Consider the following 17623-nt stretch of genomic DNA (forward strand, 5'->3'; position numbering starts at 1 on the left):
GGACCGGATCCCCGCTCAGGACGCCTTGTCGCCGGTGGCGGCCCGGTCGATGAACAGCGCGCCGCGGGTGACGACCTGCTCGCCGGCGCGCAGCCCCTGTGTGACCTGGGCGTTGTCGCCGTTGATCAGGCCGAGCTTGATGTCGCGCGCCTCCACGGCCCCGTCCGGCCGGGCCACCCAGACATGGGTGCGGTCCCCCTCGTACACGATGGCGGCCACGGGAATGCTGGGGGCCGGCTCGCCCTTGCCGGTGACGATCGTGTAGGTGGCGAACATCTCGGGGCGCAGCACCCGGTCGGGGTTGTCGACCTCGCTGCGCACGGCGAGCCGCCGCGTGGCCGCGTCGAGGCTGGCGGCCATGTAGTTCACCCGCGCCTTGAAGACCCGCGCGCCGAAGCCCGCCACCTTCGCCTCGACCTCCTGGCCGATGCGGATCTTCGGAATCTCGCTCTCCCGGACATTGGCGACCAGCCAGACCGTGGACAGGTCGCCGATCACGAAGACTGGATCGCTGGAGGCCGAGAGATACTGGCCGATGCCCACCTTCCGCTGCACGATCGTGCCGGGGATCGGTGCCCGGATCTGGGTCTCCGGGCTCATCGTGCCCTTCTTCTCGTAGGCGGCGATCTCGGCGTCGGACTTGCCCAGCAGCCGCAGGCGGTTCTTCACCGCGTCGAGGGCGGCCTCGGCGGTCTTCAGGTCGCTCTGGGCGGCGATCACGTCGTTCTGCGCCGACTGGTAGTCCTTCAGCGCCACCGCATGGGCCTGGAACAGCTCCTGCTGGCGCGCCGCGATGGTCTGATCGAGCTTCAGCAGCGCCTGCTGTTTCTGCAGGTTGTTCAGCGCCGCCTGATAATCGTTCTGCGCCTGGACCATATCGGTGGCCTCAAGCGTCAGGAGCACGTCGCCGGCCTTCACGTCGTCGCCCGCCCGGACCAGAACCTTGGTCACCCGGCCCGCGTAGGGCGAGACCACCGGCACGTTGTCGTCGTCGTTGAGGGCGATGCGCCCCTCGGCCGATCCCTCCGGCCGGAACACCTGCGTGGCGACCGGCAGGATCTCGAAGGCGGCGCGCTGCTCCTTGGTGGGCCGGAAGATCCGTTCGACTGGGCCGGCCTTCTGCATGTCGAGGCCCGGATCGGGGTTGCTCGGCGCGAACAGCCCGGTCAGCGAGGCGACGAGCCCGGACGCGGCCTCGCGGGCGCGGTCCGGGAAGGCGAAGGCCAAGCCGGCCGCAGTTCCGACGAGCACCAGCGCGACCACGAGGGCCGGCCACCGGCGCCTGGGCGCGGTGATGGCCTCGTCCTGTTCCAGCGGGTTTCGGGCGTCCATGGGATGATCTTCAGGAACCGGGCTGACCGACGAAGACACGCGCCGCGTCGGGACGCCGCTCACATCAATGCGACCGCAGGTGCTTTTCTATGGCAGAGCGTGCGGAACATTCCGCGTGACGCGATCTGCCTAGAGCAAAGCTTCTCCGACTCGCAATCGACCGGCAGCCCCGGTCGCGAAACCGTGTGGCCCCGTCTTCCTTTGACGGAATCTGTTACAATATGACAACGGTCGCGGGCGTGCCTCGCCTGACACGGCCTGCCCGATCCTCTCCGCCACGAAGAACCCGTCATGACCGATACGAGCGCCGCCTCTGCCCAAGGGGCATCACTTGCTGGATCGACCGCCGGCAAGATCCCCGTGACCGTGCTGACCGGCTACCTCGGCGCCGGCAAGACCACGCTCCTCAACCGGATCCTCACCGAGAACCACGGCAAGCGCTACGCCGTGATCGTCAACGAGTTCGGCGAGATCGGCATCGACAACGATCTCGTCGTCGGCGCCGACGAGGAAGTGTTCGAGATGAACAACGGGTGCGTCTGCTGCACGGTACGCGGCGACCTGATCCGCATCATGGACGGGCTGGTGAAGCGCCGCGGCAAGTTCGACGCGATCATCGTCGAGACCACCGGCCTCGCCGACCCGGCGCCCGTGGCCCAGACCTTCTTCGTCGACCAGGACGTGGGCGAGGCCGCCCGCCTCGACGCGGTGGTGACGGTGGCCGACGCCAAGTGGCTCTCCGCCCGCCTGAAAGACGCTCCCGAGGCGAAGAACCAGATCGCCTTCGCGGACGTGATCCTGCTCAACAAGAGCGACCTCGTGGCGCCGGCCGACCTCGACCGGGTCGAGGCCGAGATCCGCACCATCAACCCGCTGGCCAAGCTCCACCGCACCCAGAACTGCGCGGTACCCCTCGAGGCCGTGCTGGAGCGCAACGCCTTCGACCTCGACCGCATCCTCGACGTCGAGCCCGACTTCCTGGAGGAGGGGCACCACCACCATCACGATTCGGACATCCGCTCGATCTCGGCGCGGATCGAGGGAGAAGTCGATCCCGAGAAGTTCATGCCGTGGATCTCGAACCTGACCCAGGTCCAGGGCCCCGACATCCTGCGCTGCAAGGGGATCGTGGCCTTCCCGAACGAGCCGAAGCGCTTCGTCTTCCAGGGCGTGCACATGATCCTCGACGGGGACGTTCAGGGCGACTGGAAGCCGGATGAGGAGAGGGTCTCCCGGGTGGTGTTCATCGGCCGAAACCTCGACGAGGCGGCGATCCGGGAGGGTTTCGAGAGCTGCCGGGTGTGAGGCGTGGAGGGGCAGGGCGCGGCTCTCCCGCCCCTCCCTGCGGGGGCGAAGGACCTGCGTAGCAAGCCGGGGGAGCCACGGTGCAGGACAGGGCTCTGCCCTGCGTTGAAGGCTCCGCTTCTGCCTGGACCCGGGTTCCCGTCTCCCGACCCCTGCTGGCGCCGAGGGCGCCCATCGGGTCACCCGCGCACGCGGGGGAGGGCGACGCGTGAGGGCTCGGGGATGCTAACGTCGCAATCGAAGAGGCTCCCGGTTCGCCCCCGAAGTCGATTCTCAACCATTCCCGGTCAGTCTAGCGGCTGCGGGCCCGCGTCTCCGGCCTGCGGAGCCCGCGTATCATGGCCCATACCGCAGCGCCCGGAATCCCGGTTCCCTCCGGGCTGACGGATGGAATCCCGCGCGGCATCCCGCTCCTCGCGGCCGTCCAGGGCCTGGCGAAGGTGCTGTTCGCGGCCTTTATCTTCTTCGCCTGCTTCGCGTTCTCCGAGACGTCGCCCTACGACGCGGTGGCGCTGCCGACGATCCTGCTGTGGCTCTGCCTCGGAGTGCGGCTGCACCGCGGGATGGTGCCGCTGCTCGCGCTCCTGCTCGTCTACCTGGCGGCGATCGTCATGGGGCTGCTCCCGTACCTGAACGAGGACTTCCCGGTCACCTGGACGGTCCAGCTGATCTACCTCGCGGTCACCTGCATCTTCTTCGCCATGTTCTTCGCGGACGACACGCACGCCCGGATGGAACTGGCGCTGAAGGCCTACACGGCGAGCTGCGTGTTCTCGGCCGCGCTCGGCATCGTCGGCTACCTGCAGTGGCTCGGGATCGAGGACCTCTTCTACAAGTACGACCGGGCCTCCGGCACCTTCCAGGATCCGAACGTGTTCGGCTCGTTCCTGACGCTCGGCGCCCTCTACCTGATGCACGGCCTGCTCACCGGCACCGCGCGGCGGCCCCTGGCGGCGCTCGTCGGCCTGCTGATCATCGTGGCGGGCATCTTCCTGTCGTTCTCGCGGGGCTCCTGGGCGGGGAGCGTCGTCGCGGTGCTGCTGATGGTGGGGTCGGTCTACGCGGGCAGCACCTCGCTGCGCCTGCGCCGCCGGATCGTGCTCCTGACCGTCGCGACCCTCGTGCTCGGCACGGTCGCGGTGATCGCCCTGCTCTCGGTCGACCACGTGCGCAAGATGTTCGAGATCCGTGCGTCCCTGGCGCAGGACTACGACCAGGGCGAGACCGGCCGCTTCGGCAATCAGCTGCGCGGCCTCGCGATGCTGCTGGAGCGCCCGTTCGGGATGGGGCCGATGCACTGGCGCCTGGTCTTTGGGCTGGAGCCGCACAATTCCTACATCGGCTCCTTCGCCAACGGCGGCTGGCTCGGCGGCGCGGTGTTCATCGGCCTCGTGCTGACCACGGGCGTCGTCGGCTTCCGGCTGCTGGCGCGACCGTCGCCGGTCCGGGCGCACGCGCAGATCGTGTGGCCGGCGCTGCTGATGTTCTTCCTGCAGGCCTTCCAGATCGACATCGAGAAGTGGCGTCACGTCTACATGATGCTCGGCATGGTCTGGGCTCTGGAGGCGGCGCGGCTGCGCGCGCCGCCGCCGCAGGTCGGTGACGCTTGAAACCCGGGCCCAGCCGCGCCATCGCTCCCCCGCCGCGGAGGCGAACACCGCTCGGCGCATGCCCACCCGGAGACGGATCGTGACGAGACAGCCGGATAGGGAGGGGGACCGGCTCGCCGCTCTCAACGCCGTGGGCATCCTCGGGACGGCGCCCGAGCCGCATTTCGACGCGGTCTGCCGCACCGCCCGCCGCTTGTTCGGCGTGCGCAGCGCCCTGGTCGCTTTCATCGACGACACCGAGCTGTGGCCCAAGACCCCCTGCATCGACGTGCCGGGGGCGATCCCGCGCGAGAACGGCATCTGCCATCACACCATCCGCAGCGACGCCCTTCTGGTCGTCTCCGACGCCCGGACCGACCCGCGCTTCCGCGGCCTGCCGGGGGTCACCGCCGAGAACGGCTTCCGCTTCTACGCGGGCCTGCCGCTCAGCCTGCGGCCCGGGCTGCGGATCGGCACCTTCTGCCTGATCGATCCGGAGCCCCGCGCCGGGCTCTCGGAGGCCGAAGTGGCCGCCTTCCGCGATCTCGCCGAGGTCGTCCTTGCCCACCTTCGGCTCACCGAGGCCAACGCGCGCCGGGATCGCGAGATCGCACAGGCGACGATCCGCGAGGCCCTGATCCGCGAGCAGCACCGCGAGATCAACGCCCGCGCGAAGGCCCAGGAGGCGGCCAACCACCAGCTGACCATGGCCGAGCAGCTCGCTCATATCGGCAACTGGCGCGTGGAGCTCTCCGACGGCCAGCCGGTGTGGTCGGCCAGCCTCTACGCCATCGCGGGCCGCGACCCGCGGTCGCCGCCGCCCTGCCTCGCGGATTTCGCGCTGATCTACCATCCCGACGACCGGGCCCGCCTGGAAGCGATCGTCGCCGATGCCGTCGCCCGCCGCGCCAGCTTCGACTTCGAGGCGCGGCTCCTGCGGCCCGACGGCGCCATCCGCGACGTGGTCGTCCGGGGCCTGTGCCGGGGGGAGGGCGCGGCGGCCGGCCTCGTCGGCGTGCTCATCGACGTCACCGAGCGGCGGCGCGCCGAGGACGAGGTGCGCCGGAGCGAGCTGCGCTACCGGGGCCTGGCCGAGACGCTGCCGCTCCTGGTCTGGACCATGCGGGTCGGCGACGGGCGGGCGACCTACGCCAACGCGCAGTTCCACGCCTATTACGGGGCGCTCGGACCGGAGCGGGCCGAACGCCTCGCCCGCAACCATCCGGAGGATGCCGCCGCCATGGAGGCGGCCTGGAACCGCGCGGTCGAGACCGGCACGGGCTTCAGCGGCCAGTGGCGGATCCGGCGCCACGACGGCGTCTTCCGGTGGCACAAGATCTCGCTGATTCCGATCCGCCTCGATGCCGCGGACGGCGCCGTGGCGGAGTGGCTCGGCACCGCCCTCGACGTGGACGACATCGTGACCGCGCGCCTCGCCGTCGAGGAAGCCCGCGGATTGTTGGGGATCGCCCTGGACGCCGCGGAGGCCGGCACCTGGGATTGGGACATGCGCACCGGACTCGCCACGCTCAGCCCGGAGAGCGCGCGCATGCACGGGTTGCCGGAATCCGACGCACCCCGCGCCGTCACCGCCGCCGAGTGGACGGCACTCCTGCATCCCGACGACGTCTCGGACGTCTGGAACGAGATCCGGCGCGCGGTCGAGACCTCCACGCCCTACACGGCGGAGTTCCGCGTGGGCGGCCGCTGGCTGTACGCTCGCGGCCGCACGCTCTCCGGCGCCGAGGGTCAGCCGCAGAGCATGGTCGGCCTCCACCTCGACATCACCGAGCGCAAGTCGGCCGAAGCGGCTCTGCGGGCCGCCACCTTCGACGCGGAGGCGGCCCGCGCCGAGGCGGAGCGGGCGAGCGAGGCCAAGAGCGAGTTCCTGGCCGCGATGAGTCACGAGATCCGCACGCCCTTGAACGGCATCCTGGGCTACGCCGACCTGCTCCTCGAGGAGGGCGCGATCCAGAACGAGGATCGGCGACGCCTGGAACTGATCCAGAGCTCCGGGGCGGCCCTGCTCACCGTCGTCAACGACATCCTCGATTTCTCGAAGATCGAGGCCGGCGAACTGGTCCTCGATCCGGTGTCGTTTCCGCTGGTCTCCACGGTGGACGCCACGGTGTCGATCGTCCGGGGGAGCGCACTCCGGAGCGGCCTCACCATCGGGGCCCGGATCGATCCGGCGCTCCCGAACTTCGTGGTCGGCGATGCCAGCCGGTTGCGGCAGGTCCTGCTCAACCTGCTGAACAACGCCGTGAAGTTCACCTCCGAGGGCTCCGTCACGGTGATCGTGGAGCGGGAGGGCCAGGGCATCGCCCCCGACGGCAACCCGGGTGACATCGTGCGCTTCGCCGTGACCGATACCGGCATCGGCATCGCGCCGACGCAGCAGGACCGCCTGTTCAAGCGCTTCAGCCAAGTGGACGGCTCCATCAGCCGGCGCTTCGGCGGTACCGGGCTCGGGCTGGCCATATCGCGGCACCTCGTGACCCTGATGGGCGGCGAGATCGGCGTGGAGAGCCGCGAGGGCGAGGGATCAACCTTCTGGTTCCGCCTCGTCCTCCCGCGGAGCGCCGAGACCGTCGGCACGCACGGCGCCCCGGTGGAGGAGACCGGCACGGCGCCGCTGCGGTCGCCGGCGCCGGCGTCCGGTCCTGAGCCCGCTCCCGCGCCGCGACTCCGCTTGCTGCTCGTGGAGGATGTGCCGCTCAACCAGGAACTCGCCTGCGCGGTGCTGGAATCGCAGGGCTACGCGGTGGACGTGGCGGGCGACGGCGCCGAGGCGATCACGGCGGTCGGAACATCCGTGGCTTCGGGCCGCGCCTACGACCTCGTGCTGATGGACGTGCAGATGCCCCGCGTCGACGGCCTGACGGCCACCCGCCGCATCCGCGCCCTGGCGCCCCCGGCCTGCGACATCCCGATCGTCGCCATGACCGCCAACGTCCTCCCGGCGCAGATCGAGGAGCTGCGCGAGGCCGGGATGGACGATCATGTCGGCAAGCCGTTCCGCCGGGCCGACCTGTTCGCCACGATCAGCCGCTGGACCGCCCCCGGGGCACGTCGTCCGACGCGAGCGGAGGAAGCCTGCCGCGTCCCGGAGGTTGATTCCGCCGTCCTCGACGCCGCCGTGCTTACCGAGATGAGGGCGAGCTTCGGCGCGGACCGGGTGGCCGCACTCCTCGATCTCCTGGCCAACGAGCTGTCGGAGCGGTTCCGTCCGACGGAGACCGACCGGCTTCAGATCGCCCACGACGCCCACGCCCTGGTGGCGGCCGCCGGGCTCCTCGGCTTCGTCGGGCTGTCGAGCCTGTGCCGGGAGGTCGAGGCCGCCGCCCATGCAGGCGCCGACCTGATGCCGCTGATCCGGCGCCTGGAGGTGCAACGGGCGACGGCCCTGCGGGCGATCCGGCAGTTACGGGCGGCCTGAGCGGCGCCTCGACGGGATGGTCCGGAACCCGGCGCGTGCGCCGGGTTCCGGTGCTTCGATCCCCCCGCGGCGCCGAAGCGAGGCGGAGGACGCCCTCAAGGGGGGCGCCGCCCTTTAGGAGAGCGGGGACGAACGGAGCAGCCCGATCAGACCGGTTCCTCGGAATCCTCCGGTAGCGGATCCACCGTCCAGGTCGTGGCGAAGGCGGCGAGTTCCCGGGCGTCCGCGAAGGCCGCCACAGTCACCTCGCGCTCGGCCGGCACCGCCCCCGGATAGGGGGCGAGCTGGATCCGCACGCGGGCGACGCGGCCGCCAGGAGCGTTCTGCGCAATCCAGGCCTGTGCGTCCGGCGTGAGCCGCTCCGGACCGTCGAGGGCGCGGGAATCACCCCGCAGCACGATGACGTAGCTGCCCAGGCTGAGATCCGCCTCCTGCACGGCTTTGACGATGTCGATCACGGGTTTTCCGCGAAGTCGTTGATCTGCACCTGGGCCTGCGCCTGGGTGAAGTTCGGGATGTCGGCGAAGATCTCCTCGCCGTGGGCGGCCACGGCCTTCTTGAAGGCGTCCACCGATTCGAAGGTCAGCAGCGCCATCACCTGGAACGGAGCGGCTCCGCCGTCCGGGGTGCCGGTGCCCTTGATCACCTTCGCGTCGTGCAGGCCCAGCGAGGACCAGCGCTCCCGCACCAGCGGCATGTGGTGGCCGAGATAGTAGCCCATGTCGAAGCTCGGGCCGGCGGGGTACATCACGCTTACCAGGATCATGTGATCTCCTTCATGTGGGTCGCCCGGGCGCCCGCGATCGCAGCGCGCCGTGAGAGCTAGTGCAGCTTCACCCGCGGCTCGGTGCGGCGGGTGAGCGCGCGCGCCAGGGTGTCGAGCGCCGTCTTGGCGGTCCCGTGCAGCGCCTGCTCGTGCATCTTGTAGAGCGAGCGGTACATCATCCGGGCGAACAGGCCGGCGATCAGCATGTTCTTGCCGCGCACGAAGCCCATCAGGCTGCCCACGGTCGAGTACTCGCCGAGCGACACCAGCGAACCGAAATCCTTGTACTTGAAGGCTTTCAGCGGCTTGCCGTCGATCTTGGCCTGGATCTGGCCGATGAGATGGCTGGCCTGCTGGTGGGCGGCCTGGGCGCGCGGCGGCACCGGGGTGTCGGATCCCGCCTCGACCAAGTAGGCGCAGTCGCCGAGCGCGAAGATGTCGGGGTCGCGGGTGGTCTGCAGGGTCGGGGTGACCACGAGCTGGTTGGTCCGGGTGGTCTCCAGACCGCCGATGCCCTGCAGGAACGGCGGCGCCTTCACGCCGGCCGCCCAGACGACCAGCTCCGACGGGACGAATGTGCCGTCAGCGAGCTGGACGCCGTCGGCGCGGACCTCGGTCACCCGTGCCTTCACGCGCACGTCGACGCCGATCTTGTTGAGGAGCTGCATCACCTCGGACGAGAGGCGCTGCGGCACCGCCGGCAGGATCCGGTCGGCCGCTTCCACGAGGGTGATGCGGATATCCTTGCCCGGGTCGATCCTGTCGAGGCCGGTGGAGACGACGTGGCGCAGGGTCCGGTGCAATTCGGCGGCGAGCTCGGTGCCGGTGGCGCCGGCACCGATCACCGTGACGTGAAGCTGGCCAGGCCGGACCGGTCCGTCCTGGGTATGGGCCCGCAGGGAGGCGTTCACGAGGCGCTGGTGGAAGCGCACCGCCTGGTCCTGGGTATCGAGGGCGATGGCGTGCTCGGCGACGCCCGGCGTGCCGAAATCGTTGGTTGTGGAGCCCACCGCCATCACCAGGGTGTCGTAGGGGACGGAGCGCTCGGGCGTGACCTCGCGCCCCTCGGCGTCGTGGCTCGCCGCGAGCTGGATGGTGCGCCCCTCCCGGTCGAGTCCGGTCATCCGCCCGATCCGGTAGCGGAAGCCGTGGGTGTGGGCGTGGTGCAGGTAATCCACCGCGTGATGGCCGACGTCGAGGCTGCCGGCCGCGACCTCGTGGAGCAGGGGCTTCCAGATGTGGGTGCGCGCGCGGTCGACCAGCGTGACGTGCGCACGCTTACCGCGGCCGAGCTTGTCTCCGAGCTTCGTCACCAACTGGAGCCCGGCGGCGCCGCCACCGACCACGACGACGCGATGCAGGCCGGACTCGTTCTCGACGGGTACCATCGACACTCTTTCTGCCCCCGAACCGGGATTGAAACGCCGGCCTGCTTACACACACCGGGTGTCCGATTGCCACATCTGCCTGCCGGGGGCACCCGCTACCAGAAGGCGCGGGCCCGGCGCGACAAAGCGATCAGACGCCCGGGGCGCCGGGCTGACGCAACGGGTGTGCCTCGGCGACCTCGGGCAGGGCGAGGCAGGCTTCGGCGATCCGCGCCACATGGGGGTAGGGTGCCGTATCGATTCCGAAGATGCCGGTGCCGACCCAGAGGCTGACAAGGCAGAGGTCGGCGTGGCTCACCGCATCCCCCTGGCAGAACCGGCCGGTCCCCGGTTCCGTGCCGAGCCGCGTCTCCAGGGTCTTGAGCCCGGTCTCGAAGGCGTTGCGCAGGAAGTCCAGCATCCGCTCCCGGGGCAGGCCGTACTGCTCCATCAGGAAGGTGCGCACCCGGGGGACGTAGAGGGGATGGGTGTCGCAGGCGACCACCTGCGCCAGGGAACGCGCCCGCGCCCGGGCCCGGGGCTCCTCGGGCAGGAGACGCACGCCGCCCCTCGTCTCTTCCAGATAGTCGAGGATGGCGAGCGATTGGGTGAGCGGCGGCCCGTCGCCGTCGAACAGCGCCGGCACCGCGCCCTGCGGATTGATCTTGCGAAACTCCGGCTCGTGCTGGTCGCCCGCGTCGAGGTCGATGAAGGTCTCCTCGAAGGCGATGCCCTTCAGCTTCAAGGCGATCCGCACCCGGAAGGCCGCGGCCGAGCGCCAGTTGCCGTACATGTGCATGGGGGAAGGGTCTCCGGCGAGGTCGGGGGAGCACAGCCGAGTTTGCGTCGCGCCGCAAGGGGCGGGGCCTCGGAGGCGCCCGTGGGGGCGACAACCGGAACCGGCCGGCCCATATCGAGGCCGTGACCCGGAGACCCCGAACGATGGCCGACCAGACCGCCCCGCGCAGCTTCATTCCCCTCAACATCGCGGTCCTCACCGTGTCGGATACCCGCCGCCCGGAGGACGACCGTTCGGGGGACACGCTGAGCCAGCGCCTCATCGAGGCGGGGCACCGTCTCTCGGGCCGGGCGATCGTGCCGGACGAGATCCCGGCGATCCGCGGTCAGGTGGATGCGTGGCTGCGTGACCCGGACGTCGATGTCGTGATCACCACCGGCGGCACGGGCTTCACCGGCCGTGACGTGACGCCGGAGGCACTGGAGCCGCTGTTCGAGAAGCGCATGGACGGGTTCTCGGCCGTCTTCCATCGGATCTCGTACGACAAGATCGGCACCTCGACGCTGCAATCCCGCGCCACCGCGGGGGTGGCGCGGGCGACCTACGTGTTCGTGCTGCCGGGCTCCCCCGGGGCCTGCCGGGACGCCTGGGACGGCATCCTGGCCCAGCAACTCGACTACAGGCACCGGCCCTGCAACTTCGTGGAGATCATGCCGCGGCTCGACGAGCACCTGCGGCGCGGGGCGAGCGTGTCGGTGTGAAGGATCGCGACGCCGTCACTCCCAGATCGTCGCGGTAGAGCCGCACCCGATACGGCCGGGGACTTCGCGCATCGAACGGCGCTACGCCGCATTCCCCTCCTTGCGGCGCAGCACCGAGTGCTTGCGGCCGTAGAAGAAGTACACGGCCAGCCCGACCGCCATCCAGATCACCAGCCGCAGCCACGTATCGAGGGGCAGGCCGATCATCAGCAGCAGGCAGAGCAGAATGCCGAGAATCGGCACCACCGGCACGGCGGGGACGCGGAACGGGCGCTTCATGTGACGGTCGGTGCGGCGCAGGTAGATCACCGAGCCGCAGACCAGGATGAAGGCGGCCAGGGTCCCGATGCTGACCATCTCGCCCAGGATGTTGATCGGCACCAGGGCCGCCACGAGGGCGACCAGCGCCCCGATGAGCGCTTGGCTGCGGTAGGGCGTCTGGTAGGTCGGGTGGACCTGCGAGAACATCTTCGGCAGCAGGCCGTCACTCGCCATGGTGAAGAAGATCCGGCTCTGTCCGTAGAGCAGCACGAGGATCACCGTCGTCAGGCCGGTGAGCGCGCCGAGCTTGATCGCGATCGAGAACCAGCCGATGCCGATCGCGTCGACGCCCTTGGCGATCGGATCGGGCACGTTCAGGTCCTTGTAGGGGACGAGGCCGGTGAGAACGGCGGCCACCAGCACGTACAGGATCGTGCAGACGGCGAGCGAGCCCAGGATGCCGATCGGCATGTCCTTCTGGGGGCGGCGCGCTTCCTGGGCCGCGGTCGAGACCGCGTCGAAGCCGATGAAGGCGAAGAACACCACGCCGGCGCCGCGCAGGATGCCGCTGTAGCCGAATTCTCCGAACGTTCCGTGGTTGTCGGGGATCAGCGGGTGCCAGTTCGCCGAGTCGACATGGCCCCAGCCCAGCGCGATGAAGGCCACCACCACGGTGAGCTTCACCGCCACCATGATGTTGTTGAAGCGCGCCGATTCCTTGGTGCCGCGCATCAGCAGCATCGTGATCAGGGCCACGATCAGCACCGCCGGCAGGTTGAACAGGGCGGTGCCCCCACCGTCGATCGGCGTGCCGGGCGCGTGGGCGAACTGAGCCGGGATCACGATCCCGACGTCCTTCAGGATGCTGGTGACGTAGCCGGACCAGCCCACCGCCACCGTGGCCGCGCCCATGGCGTATTCGAGGATCAGGTCCCAGCCGATCAGCCACGCGAAGAACTCACCGAGGGTCGCGTAGGTGTAGGTGTAGCTCGATCCCGCCACCGGGATCAGCGCCGCCATCTCGGAGTAGCACAGGCCCACGAAGGCGCAGGCGATGCCGCCGAGCACGAAGGACAGCATGATCCCCGGCCCGGCATATTGCGCCGCCGCCGTGCCGGTGAGGACGAAGATGCCGGCGCCGATGATCGCGCCGACCCCCATGGCGGTGATCGAGAGGGCGCCCAACGTTTTCGAGAGCTGCTGCTCGCCCTCGCCGCTCTCAAGGATGTCGTCGACCGACTTCCGACCCATCAGGCCTGACGAATCCATTGGGCAATCCTTCCAGGCTGGGATCAGGTCAGCGTCCGCTCGCAGGCGAGAAGACGGCAAATCTTCCTCCCTGAACGGGGTGTTGTAGAGGAGGAATGTCCGACAACAACGAGCGACACGGATAGATTCTGCCGATCAGGCCCGGTCGATCCGCGCGATCAGCGGCCTGATCCTGAGGCGAGGCGCGAAGGCGTTCCCGGCCCGCAGCGCCGCCCGCCGCACGACGTCTCCAGCCCGGGCCTGCCGGGCACCGGCCAGGACCTCGATCCCACCGACGAGGCGGCGGCGCCAGCCGGCGGCCGGTCGGTGCAGGCGTCCGAGGCCGATCTCCGGGCGGGCGGTCCCGACGAAGCGGTCGAGGGTGCGGATCCAGCCCTCGCCGAGGACGTCGCCAGCTTCCAGGCAGAGGACCCAGTCCCGGCGGGCCGCGGCCGCACCCGCCGCGTAGGGATTGCCGTCCCGATGAAGGACGAGGGTGGCGCCGGTGGCCTCCGCCACGGCCGTGACCGCCTCGCTCTCCCGGCCCGTCACGATCACGGCGTCGCCGATCAGGCCGCCGGCCACGCCGGAGACGAGCACGCTGAGCGTGTCGGCCAGACGATCGATCGCGTCCGGATCGGCCGGGTCGGCCAGATAGGTCACCGCGGAGAGCATGAGCGCGCATAGACGATTTTGCGCGGCCGTAAACCGTTGATCCGTCTCCGGAAGGCGCTGGTGTGACCGAGGAGCGCGCTCAGACGTGGATTGCCTCAAAAAAGAGCGTCGCATGCGCTCTGCGTTCGCTCTATGTTCCCGTCGGGGGACAGGAGCGACTCGTCATGGTGCGGCCAGGGGACGGATCGAGACCCGACGCCTCGGCGCGGCTCGGCACCAGTACACCACCGGCGGGCGCGCGGCGCGGACGCGGGGCGACCGCCAACCCGGCCGGCCGCTTCGAGGCGGCCGAGCGGGAGGCGTTCCACGATTCCACCTGGGAATCCGATGAACCGCTCGCCTTGCGCACGCAGGTCACCCCGGAACGATCCGCCCGGATCATCGCCCGCAACACCTCGCCGGACATCCCGTTCGACCGCTCGATCAACCCCTATCGCGGCTGCGAGCACGGCTGCATCTACTGCTATGCCCGCCCGACCCATGCGTGGCTCGGCCTGTCGCCGGGGCTCGATTTCGAGTCGCGGATCGTCGCCAAGCCCGACGCGCCCCGGCTCCTCGCCCGCGAACTCGCGGCGCCGAGCTATCGTGCGGAGACGATCGCCCTCGGCACCGCCACCGACCCCTATCAGCCGGCCGAGCGCGAGCATCGCATCACCCGCGGCGTGCTCGAGGTGCTGCGGGAGGCGCGCCATCCCGTCGGGATCACCACCAAGTCCGACCTCGTGCTGCGCGACCTCGACATCCTCGCCGAGATGGCCGCGCGGAACCTCGTGCTCGTCGCGCTCTCGCTTCCGACCCTGGATCCGGACCTTGCCCGGCGACTCGATCCCCGCGCGCCGCGGCCGGAGAAGCGGCTCGCCGCGATGCGTCGCCTCAGCGAGGCGGGCGTGCCCGTGATGGTCAACATCTCGCCGATCATCCCGGGTCTGACCGACCACGAGATCGAGACGATCCTGAGCCGCGCCCGGGAGAGCGGCGCGGGCCGGATCGGTCACGCGCTGCTGCGGCTGCCGGGCGAGGTCGCCGACCTCATGGCCGACTGGTTCTCCGAGCATTATCCCGAGCGGAAGGACCGTGCCTTCGGGCTCCTGACGCAGGCGCGCGGCGGCCGCGAGAACGATCCCCGCTTCGGTCACCGCTTCCGCGGGGAGGGCCCCTACGCGGCGATGATCGGCCAGCGGGTCAGGCTCGCCGGCACCCGCCTCGGCTTCGCCTTCGGGCGGATGGAGCTGGACCGGACTGCGTTCCGCAGGCCGGGGGCGCAGCTGACGCTGCTCTGATCCGCCGGCTCCAGGTCCCCCGCGAGTCGTTCGGGGCGGGCTCTAAGGCCCGAACCCCCGGGTGAAGCTGAGCCGGTGATGCGGGCTGCGGCCCAGCTTCATCAGGCCGGCCCGGTGAACCGCCGTCCCGTAGCCGACATTGCGCTCCCAGCCGTAGCCGGGATGACGCGCAGCCAAGCACCGCATCAGGTCGTCGCGAAACACCTTGGCGACGATCGAGGCGGCGGCGATCTGCGGCACCAGCCGGTCGCCCCCGACCACCGCGCGGCCCGACAGGCCGGGCAGGGCATCCCGCCCATCCACCAGCACCGGGGCCGTGATCCCCAGGCGGGCGACCGCGCGCCCCATGGCGTCCAGCGTCGCGGCGCGGATGTTGATCCGGTCGATCAGCGCCCGGGATCCCGCCGCCACGGCGACGCGCCCATGGGCGCGGATCAGTGGTGCCAGCCGCATGCGGACCGGCTCGGGCACCCGCTTGCTGTCGTCGAGGGTGCCGAGCAGGTCCGGCGGGATCGCCGCGGGGTCGAACCAGACCGCGGCCACCACCACCGGCCCGCAGAGCGCGCCGCGGCCGACCTCGTCGCAGCCGATCACCGCGGGGTAATCGGTCGCGCGAGCCGGGTCGAACGGCAGGGTCGTGGCGGCTGGCTTCCGGACGGGCGGCATACTCCCTCCTGCCACCCCGCGCGGGCGCCGTCACCGGTCAGGCCGCGTCCCGGTCTTCCCGCTCGCCGCGATGCGCCGCGATGATGTTGCCGAAGAACTGCCGCGCGCTCACGTCCCAGCCGCAGCGCAGGGCTTCGGCGCGGCACTCGGTCCGCGACAGGGCGAGGGCGGCCAGCGCCGCGGCCCGCAGGTCGCGATCGAGGCAGCCCACCCGGGTGCCGCCGACCACGTCGTTGGGCCCGGGCACCGGGAAGGCCGCCACCGGCAGGCCGCTGGCCAGGGCCTCCAGGAGCACGATGCCGAACGTGTCGGTGAGGCTCGGGAACACGAAGACGTCGCAGGCGGCGTAGAGGGCCGAGAGGGCGGGTCCGGTGCGGGTGCCGAGGAACCGGGCTCCGGGCGCGAGGGCCTGCAGCCGTGCCCGGTCCGGTCCGTCACCGACCATGACCTTCGTGCCGGGCAGGTCGAGGCTGAGGAAGGCCGCGACGTTCTTCTCCACCGCCAGCCGCCCGACATACAGGAAGAGCGGCCGCGGCAGAGCGGCGAGCTCCGCCGGCACCGGAGCCCCGGGATCGGCGGGCCGGAACCGGCCAGTGTCGACCCCGCGGGTCCAGCGCATCAGCCGGGGGAAGCCTCGGGCGGAGAGTTCGTCCTGGAGCGAGGCCGTGCTGACCATCGTGCCCCGGGCGGCGCTGTGGAAGCGGCGCAGGTAGGCATAGGACCACGCCTCCGGCACCGGCGCGCGGGCGGCCAGGTACTCGGGAAACCGCGTGTGGTAGCTCGTGGTGAAGGGCAGGCCGTGGGCGAGGCAGTGGCGCCGGGCGGCCAGACCCACCGGGCCCTCGGTGGCGATGTGGACGTGGCTCGGCCGTTCCGCTCTCCAGCGCGCCGCCACCCGCTCCCGGCCGGCATACGCCAAGCGGATCTCGGGGTAGCCGGGCAGGGGCAGCGAGCGGAAGTCCGCCACCGTGAGCAGCGCCGTCTCGAAGCCGTGCTCGGGCGCGCGGCGGACCATCTGTTCCAGGGATCGCACCACGCCGTTGACCTGGGGGTGGTACGCGTCGCTGGCGATGAGGAGCTTCACGCCGGCCCCCTCACGCCACCGCGCGCCGGCCCGGCAGCGCCTGCGGCTCCGCCTCGGCCGCGCGGGCCCGCAGGACACTCGGGTAGTGCAGCACCTCGAGGCGGCCGTCGTAATGCTCCACCAACCCGGTGCAGGATTCCACCCAATCGCCGGTGTTGAGGTAGCGCAGGTCGCCGATCGACCGGTCGGCCGCGTGGTGGATATGCCCGCAGATCACGCCGTCGGCGCCCTGGCGGCGGGCTTCCTCGGCCAGGATCGTCTCGAACCGGCCGATGAAGCTGACGGCGTTCTTCACCCGCAGCTTCGCCCAGGCGGAGAGCGAACAGTAGGACAGCCCGAGCCGGCGCCGCGCCCGGTTGATGACCGTGTTGAGGGTCAGCGCCAGCGTGTAGGCGCCGTCGCCCAGATGGGCGAGCCAGGGCGAATGGCGCACCACCATGTCGAACTGGTCGCCGTGGATCACGAGGTAGCGGCGCCCGTCCGCAGCCTGGTGGATCGCGGTCTCGGCGAGTTCAATGCCGCCGAAGCTCGTGCCCACGTAGTCGCGCAGGAACTCGTCGTGGTTGCCGGGCAGGTAGACGATCCGCGCGCCCTTGCGGACCTTGCGCAGGAGCTTCTGGACGACGTCGTTGTGATCCTGCGGCCAGTACCAGCCGGAACGCAGCTGCCAGCCGTCCACGATGTCGCCGACGAGGTAGATTGTGTCGGCGTCGTAATCCCTCAGGAACGAGAGCAGCAGGCCGGCCTGGCAGCCACGCGTGCCGAGATGCAGATCGGACAGGAACAGAGTCCGCACGCGGACCGGCATCTCCTCAACCTCGGCCACGGCATCCTCTCCCGGCGGCTGTACGGTGCCGGAAGCCTGTGCGCGATCATGTCTCAGTTTGATGACGCGCGCTGCGCGTCCGGTCCGGATACACGTGCGTCGCCGCGACGGTTCTCAACCGGCGATCGCCATCGCTGCGCTGCACAAAAAATTTTTTTGCCAAGTTCCGGAAGTTTTTCCGGTTTTCCTTTCGAACTACGCCGCCTCATAATACCAGGAACTCACGGCTCGGCATGCGCTGGGTCGGGCGTACACAGGAAGGCGGCGAGGACGGCCCTGGGGCCG

At 70.4% G+C, this 17623-nt stretch carries 15 protein-coding genes; 5 read left to right on the plus strand and 10 right to left on the minus strand.

Annotated elements, in window-relative coordinates; genetic code table 11:
* Positions 1–15 precede the first annotated feature (15 nt).
* Positions 16–1332: an efflux RND transporter periplasmic adaptor subunit gene (locus MKK82_RS16060; RefSeq protein WP_238286794.1), complete on the minus strand. Its 1317-nt coding sequence runs from the start codon at positions 1330–1332 to the stop codon at positions 16–18.
* Between the two features lie 291 nt (positions 1333–1623).
* Here MKK82_RS16060 and MKK82_RS16065 point away from each other — a divergent pair, with 291 nt between their 5' ends.
* The 3 genes from MKK82_RS16065 to MKK82_RS16075 all read left to right on the plus strand — a co-directional run bounded on the left by MKK82_RS16065 (position 1624) and on the right by MKK82_RS16075 (position 7665).
* On the plus strand, positions 1624–2637 hold the full coding sequence (locus MKK82_RS16065) for a CobW family GTP-binding protein (protein ID WP_238286793.1): 1014 nt from the start codon (positions 1624–1626) through the stop codon (positions 2635–2637).
* 338 nt (positions 2638–2975) lie between these two features.
* On the plus strand, positions 2976–4247 hold the full coding sequence (locus MKK82_RS16070; RefSeq protein ID WP_238286792.1) for an O-antigen ligase family protein: 1272 nt from the start codon (positions 2976–2978) through the stop codon (positions 4245–4247).
* 79 nt (positions 4248–4326) lie between these two features.
* Positions 4327–7665 (plus strand): ATP-binding protein, encoded by a 3339-nt coding sequence (locus tag MKK82_RS16075; RefSeq protein WP_409566809.1) that lies wholly within the window; start codon positions 4327–4329, stop codon positions 7663–7665.
* 146 nt (positions 7666–7811) lie between these two features.
* Here MKK82_RS16075 and MKK82_RS16080 read toward each other — a convergent pair whose 3' ends face one another.
* From MKK82_RS16080 to maiA, 4 genes are all read right to left on the minus strand, one after another.
* Positions 7812–8123 carry a hypothetical protein gene (locus tag MKK82_RS16080; RefSeq protein WP_238286790.1) on the minus strand — a complete coding sequence of 104 codons (312 nt, stop codon included), beginning with the start codon at positions 8121–8123 and terminating at the stop codon, positions 7812–7814.
* Complete coding sequence (locus MKK82_RS16085) at positions 8120–8431, minus strand: EthD family reductase (RefSeq protein ID WP_238286788.1); 312 nt, start codon at positions 8429–8431, stop codon at positions 8120–8122. Before MKK82_RS16085 ends, MKK82_RS16080 begins: the two co-directional genes overlap by 4 nt.
* Positions 8432–8487: 56 nt before the next feature.
* Positions 8488–9819, minus strand: coding sequence for an NAD(P)/FAD-dependent oxidoreductase (locus MKK82_RS16090; RefSeq protein ID WP_238286786.1), 1332 nt, complete (start codon positions 9817–9819; stop codon positions 8488–8490).
* Between the two features lie 130 nt (positions 9820–9949).
* Positions 9950–10597: a maleylacetoacetate isomerase gene (gene maiA, locus MKK82_RS16095; RefSeq protein WP_238286785.1), complete on the minus strand. Its 648-nt coding sequence runs from the start codon at positions 10595–10597 to the stop codon at positions 9950–9952.
* A gap of 143 nt (positions 10598–10740) precedes the next feature.
* On the opposite strand from maiA, the gene moaB reads away from it, so the two are divergent.
* Positions 10741–11298, plus strand: coding sequence for a molybdenum cofactor biosynthesis protein B (moaB, locus tag MKK82_RS16100; RefSeq protein ID WP_238286783.1), 558 nt, complete (start codon positions 10741–10743; stop codon positions 11296–11298).
* A gap of 81 nt (positions 11299–11379) precedes the next feature.
* On the opposite strand, the gene MKK82_RS16105 is transcribed toward moaB, so the two are convergent.
* Entirely contained in the window at positions 11380–12828 is a 1449-nt protein-coding gene (locus tag MKK82_RS16105; RefSeq protein WP_238286781.1) for an amino acid permease, read from the minus strand.
* 135 nt (positions 12829–12963) lie between these two features.
* Positions 12964–13482, minus strand: a complete 519-nt coding sequence (locus tag MKK82_RS16110) for a hypothetical protein (RefSeq protein ID WP_238286780.1) — start codon at positions 13480–13482, stop codon at positions 12964–12966.
* Between the two features lie 164 nt (positions 13483–13646).
* Here MKK82_RS16110 and MKK82_RS16115 point away from each other — a divergent pair, with 164 nt between their 5' ends.
* On the plus strand, positions 13647–14762 hold the full coding sequence (locus tag MKK82_RS16115; RefSeq protein WP_238286779.1) for a PA0069 family radical SAM protein: 1116 nt from the start codon (positions 13647–13649) through the stop codon (positions 14760–14762).
* Between the two features lie 42 nt (positions 14763–14804).
* Here MKK82_RS16115 and MKK82_RS16120 read toward each other — a convergent pair whose 3' ends face one another.
* From MKK82_RS16120 to MKK82_RS16130, 3 genes are read right to left on the minus strand one after another with little or no spacing between them, the layout of a single operon-like run.
* Positions 14805–15428, minus strand: coding sequence for a ribonuclease HII (locus MKK82_RS16120; protein ID WP_238286778.1), 624 nt, complete (start codon positions 15426–15428; stop codon positions 14805–14807).
* A gap of 37 nt (positions 15429–15465) precedes the next feature.
* Positions 15466–16512, minus strand: coding sequence for a glycosyltransferase family 4 protein (locus tag MKK82_RS16125; protein ID WP_238286777.1), 1047 nt, complete (start codon positions 16510–16512; stop codon positions 15466–15468).
* 10 nt (positions 16513–16522) lie between these two features.
* On the minus strand, positions 16523–17338 hold the full coding sequence (locus tag MKK82_RS16130; RefSeq protein WP_243986262.1) for a UDP-2,3-diacylglucosamine diphosphatase: 816 nt from the start codon (positions 17336–17338) through the stop codon (positions 16523–16525).
* Between the last annotated feature and the right edge of the window lie 285 nt (positions 17339–17623).

The sequence above is a fragment of the Methylobacterium sp. E-046 genome, from assembly GCF_022829625.1.
Lineage (GTDB): Bacteria > Pseudomonadota > Alphaproteobacteria > Rhizobiales > Beijerinckiaceae > Methylobacterium > Methylobacterium longum.